Annotated in this window: 1 protein-coding gene; it reads right to left on the bottom strand. The window is 49.2% G+C overall.

What is annotated here, in order from left to right:
* Window positions 1-14: 14 nt before the first annotated feature.
* The coding region (locus ACTHUM_RS19445) for a hypothetical protein (RefSeq protein WP_440403934.1) at window positions 15-463 on the bottom strand (449 nt) is incomplete at its 5' end.

Raw genomic sequence — 463 nt, 5'->3', positions numbered from 1 at the left:
TGGTGGTGTGGTGGTTATTGGGGTTTGTGTTGTTTTCTTTGTTGGTGGTGTCGGGTGTGTATGATGGGTAGTGTCGTGGGTTTGTTTGTCGTTTTGTGGTTGGTGGTTTGTGGTTGTGTGGGGGGTGGTGTGGTTGTGTGGTTGGTGCGGTTCTTTTTGTGGTTGTTGGGTTGTTTGTTCTTTGCGTTATCGCGTTTGTTGGGGTTGGGTTTTGGGTTGTTGTTGTTGGTGTTGTTTTGTTTTTTGTGGTTTGTGGTTGTTGTTGGGTGTTGGGGGTTTGGGGGTTGGGTGGGTGGTTTTTTTGGTTTTTTGGTTGGGTGGGTGGTTGTGTGGGGGGTTTTGTGTTGGGTGTTTTTGGGGTAGGTTGTGGTGTGGGTTGGTAGTGGGGTATTGGTTGTGGTTGGTGTTGTCGTTGATGTGCTCGTGGGGTTTTGTTCGGTTGGGGTTGGTGGTTGGGTAATGC

The sequence above is a fragment of the Neisseria sp. P0021.S006 genome (assembly GCF_051956895.1).
The sequence above is the reverse complement of the archived record's forward strand: the minus strand, read 5'-3'. Positions and strand labels throughout refer to the sequence as shown.